Origin of the sequence: Streptomyces sp. NPDC059443 (genome assembly GCF_042750105.1) — a bacterium.
Lineage (GTDB): Bacteria > Actinomycetota > Actinomycetes > Streptomycetales > Streptomycetaceae > Streptomyces.
In genome coordinates this window covers 289906-293816 of the sequence record NZ_JBHYVM010000003.1, presented here as the reverse complement: position 1 = coordinate 293816, position 3911 = coordinate 289906, and the positions used below count along the sequence as shown (strand labels likewise).

Here is a 3911-nt window from a genome sequence, read left to right as displayed (position 1 = left end):
CGCCCCCCAATCCGCCCCGGGGGGCCGCCCGGGGGGGCGGGCGGCCGGGCCCTGCCCCGTGCGGCGCCGCCCCGCGGCGGCGGTGCGTCAGCTCTGCGCGGCGTCGTCGCCCGTCTGCCCGGCGCCGTCGGCCGCGCCCTCGGTCGCGCGTGCCTTCTCGCGCATCTTGCGCACCAGCTCCGCCTTCTGGTCGGCCGCACCCTGGCGGTCGAGGTTGCGGTGCGGACCGTTGTTCTGCCGTTCGGCGCGGGACAGCTTCTTGCGGTGGCCGCCGCCCTGGCCCACGGGGTTGTTGATGTTCTTGCTGTCGGTCACGGGTTCTCCCGGTAATGATGTGAAGTGATCTACGGATTCATCGGTGGGGGACGGGCCGCGACCTCGAAAACAAAGACGTTACCCGGTTCCGTCGGTTCCGCACACCAAACCTTTCCCCGCCTGGGCGTCGGCCGGGTCGGCCGGGAGCGTCAGACGCCGAGGGGTTCCTGGAGCTCCGTGACCCACTGGTCGCGGTCCTCGGGGCAGGCCAGGGTCAGTTCGCGGGCGTACCCGGACGAGCGCTCCCCGTTCGCGTCGATCCACTGGGCCAGGGCCTGCGCGGTCGGCAGTACGGAATCCATCGAACCCCGGTGCACGACCGTCGCGGCCCGTTCGACGGCGGGCAGCACGACGATCCGTACCCCGCCCCCGAGGTCTTCGGCACGGACGCCCGCCGCCACCGGCAGCCCGGCGTGGACCAGGACGGCGCCGGGCCGCGACGCGTCCCCTGCGTCCTCGTAGTACGCGATCCCCGGAGCGGTGGGCGTCACCCCGGCGGCCTCGATGCGGTGGCACAGTTCCTCGTAGAGCGGGCCGATGACCGGGGTGATGTCCCCGGGCTCGTAGCTCGCCGCGACCCCGCTCAGCTCGGCGAGGCGGACGGGCGGAAGGCTCTTCACGACGATGTCGATGGAAGACATGGTTCCCTCGTTCTCGATGATCCGGAGCCTCGTCTCGACCTGGGCCAGCCGGGCCGCCGCGGCGGCCATGGCCGACTCCAGTTCCGCCTGCCGCAGCCGCAGCATGCCGCGCAGCTCCTCCGGGCCCACGAGCTCGTCGAGTATCGACCCCACCTGGTCCAGGCTGAAGCCGAGCTCCTTGAGCGCGATGACACGGTTGAGGCGGGCGAGCTGCCCGGCCTCGTAGTAGCGGTAGCCGCTGGCGGGGTCGACACGGGCCGGGCGAAGCAGTCCGAGGGCGTCGTAGTGACGCAGCATGCGGACCGATACCCGGCCGTGCTTGGCGAAGTCTCCGATGGTGAACATGACGCCTTCCAGTGCAGGCCCTGACACGGTGTGAGGGTCAAGCCCGACCAGAGTATGCGGGTGTCCGCGCAGGTCAGCGGTGTTCGGGCGGCGGTTCGGCCAACGGGTTGGGCGGCGGTTCGGGCAGGGGTTCGGCCAACGGGTTGGGTGGGGGTTCGGGCGGGGGTCCGGGGGCCTTCAGCGGCCTGACTGGCGAAGGCAGAGGTCGACGATGGACGGCGGTACGGAGCCCTCGGCGGCCGCGCACAACTCGTCCAGGCTGGCCGGTGGGGCCGGCTTCCGTCCGGAGCGGGCGGGCGGCGCCTTGGGGGGATGCGGGTGGCGCGGGGCGGCGGGCTTCGCGCGGTGTTCGGCCCCCTTGCGGGGTGTTTTCGCGGAGCGGTGGGAGGGGTCGGGGCCCGGCGCCCCCGGCCCGGCTCCGGCCGTGGGCGCGGCGGAGGAGGGGAGCCTGCCGAGGGGCAGCCCGTGCGGATCGGACGCGTTGACCGGACCTCCTGGCCCGGCCGGTCCACCGGGCCCGGCCGAACGGTCCGCAGCGGGGGCATCGGGCGCGTCGGCGGGCGGTACGGAGCCACGCGCGGGCCCGTCGGGACCCTGCGGGCCGACCGATACGCAGCCGGCGCTCGCGAGGAGCGCGACGAGGGAGAGGGGCAGGACCCGGCGTAACTGCATCGGACCACCATGCCGCACGGGCGGCCCTGCCGGATCCCGTGCCCGGGCGTGTGGGCGAGGCCGCGGTGGGCCCGGGGAGGGGCCGGATGCTCCGGAGGCGTTGCCGGAACGGTTCGCCGCGGCCACCCTGATCGTTTCTGCCACGCCGGGAGGTTTCACCGGTCCGGGAGGGCGCGTGCGTGGACGGGGGTGGACCGGACGGGAAATCCCGGACAAGGTTCGGACGGGAACGACAGCACGGATGCCGGGGGAGGCGCGACCCCCGGCGCTCCGGGCTGCCGTGCCGGGCCCGCGGACGGGCCTGCCCGGCGGCGTCTGCCCGCCGGGTGGGGAGATCCTCGGGCCCCCGCCCGCACGCCCGCACGCCCGCCTGTCCGCTTGCCCGCCTGTCCGTACGGAGTGCCGATCCATGACCGCAGCTGCCGCGCCCGGCGACGACCGCCCTTCGAAGCCTGCCCCTGATCCCGGGCAGGCCGCTGATCCGACCCCTGAGTCGAGCCCCAGGCCGCCCTCGGGGCCGACCGCCGAGCCGGATCCCGCCCCGACCCCCGCCTCAGCGACCGCCCCGACCCCCGCCCCGGAGACCGCCGGATGGAAGGGATGGGGTGCCGTGGGTGCCGTGGCGCTCGGGATCTTCTGCCTCATCACCTCCGAGCTGCTGCCCGTCGGCCTGCTCACCTCGGTCGGCGCCGAACTCGGCGTATCCGACGGCACCGCCGGACTGATGGTCACCGTGCCGGGGCTCGTCGCCGGGTTCTGCGCGCCGCTCGTGACCGTCGGCGCCGGCCGGCTCGACCGGCGCTTCGTGCTGGTCGGGCTGATCGCCCTGATGGCCGTCGCCAACCTGGTCGTCGCCCTGGCCCCGGGCTTCGGGGTGGTCCTGGGGGCCCGGCTGCTCGTCGGGGTCAGCGTCGGGGGCTTCTGGGCCATAGCCGGCGGGCTCGCGGTGCGCCTCGTACCCGAGCGGCACGTCGGCCGGGCCACCGCGCTCGTCTTCGGGGGAGTGCCCACGGCCTCGGTGCTCGGCGTCCCCGCCGGGACCCTGCTCGGCGAACTCGGCGGCTGGCGGACGGCCTTCGCCGCCGTCGGCGGACTCGGAGCGCTCACCCTGGCAGCCCTGCTCCTGCTGCTGCCTCCGCTGCCGCCGACCCGCCGCATCACCTTCGCCCAGCTCCCCGCCCTCCTCCGGAGCAACCGCGGGGTCCGGGCCGGTGTGGCCGTCACCTTCCTGGTCGTGACCGGGCAGTTCGCCGCGTACACGTTCGTACGGCCGATCCTCCAGGACGTCTCGGGGGTCGGCGCGGGCTTCGTGAGCACCCTCCTGTTGGGCTACGGAGTCGCGGGCGTGGCGGGGAACTTCCTCGCGGGCGCGCGCGATGCGCACCGTACGCTGCTGGCGGTCGGCGCCTCGCTCGCCGTGATCCTCGCGTTGATCGCCACCGTGCCGGGGGCGGCCGCCGGGACGGTGCTGCTGCTGGCGTGGGGGCTCGCGTACGGCGGGGTCTCGGTGAGCCTCCAGGGCTGGATGATCAAGGCGGCCCCGGAGGAGGCGGAGGCCTCGTCCTCGCTGATGGTCGCGATGTTCAACCTGGCCATAGCGGCGGGGGCGTTGTCCGGCGGCCTGGTGGTCGACGGCATCTCGGTGTCCGCCGCCCCGTTGACCGGAGCCGCGCTGATGGGTCTGGCGGCCGTCACGGTCTGGGTCACCTCCGTGTCGGGACGGGCGCGGGCCGCCACCGCCTCCGCAGCCCCTGCGCGAGTCCTTCCCGCCGCCACCCGGGAGAGTTCCACCGCCGACCACCGGTAGGCCGTTGGGCAGGAGTTGTGGGGGGGGGGGTGTGGCGGGGGTGAGAGGGGGGGGGGGGGGGGGGTGCTCCGGGTGGGGGGGGGTGGACACCCCCCGCGATTAAAAACACACTCACACAAACAAACACTCTG

The 3911-nt window shown here is 74.6% G+C and carries 4 protein-coding genes; 1 reads left to right on the top strand and 3 read right to left on the bottom strand.

Annotated elements, in window-relative coordinates:
• Window positions 1–87 precede the first annotated feature (87 nt).
• From ACFXDJ_RS04420 to ACFXDJ_RS04410, 3 genes are all read right to left on the bottom strand, one after another.
• The gene (locus tag ACFXDJ_RS04420) at window positions 88–315 is read right to left on the bottom strand and encodes a DUF6243 family protein (RefSeq protein ID WP_384663429.1); all 228 of its coding nucleotides are present in this window, start codon (window positions 313–315) and stop codon (window positions 88–90) included.
• Between the two features lie 149 nt (window positions 316–464).
• Window positions 465–1301, bottom strand: a complete 837-nt coding sequence (locus ACFXDJ_RS04415) for a MerR family transcriptional regulator (protein ID WP_384663430.1) — start codon at window positions 1299–1301, stop codon at window positions 465–467.
• Between the two features lie 177 nt (window positions 1302–1478).
• A complete protein-coding gene (locus ACFXDJ_RS04410) occupies window positions 1479–1973 on the bottom strand; it encodes a hypothetical protein (protein WP_384663427.1) in 495 nt (164 codons plus the stop codon).
• Window positions 1974–2583: 610 nt separating this feature from the next.
• Between ACFXDJ_RS04410 and ACFXDJ_RS04405 the strand changes: the two genes are divergently transcribed.
• On the top strand, window positions 2584–3780 hold the full coding sequence (locus tag ACFXDJ_RS04405; protein ID WP_384663426.1) for an MFS transporter: 1197 nt from the start codon (window positions 2584–2586) through the stop codon (window positions 3778–3780).
• The last annotated feature ends 131 nt before the right edge of the window (window positions 3781–3911 follow it).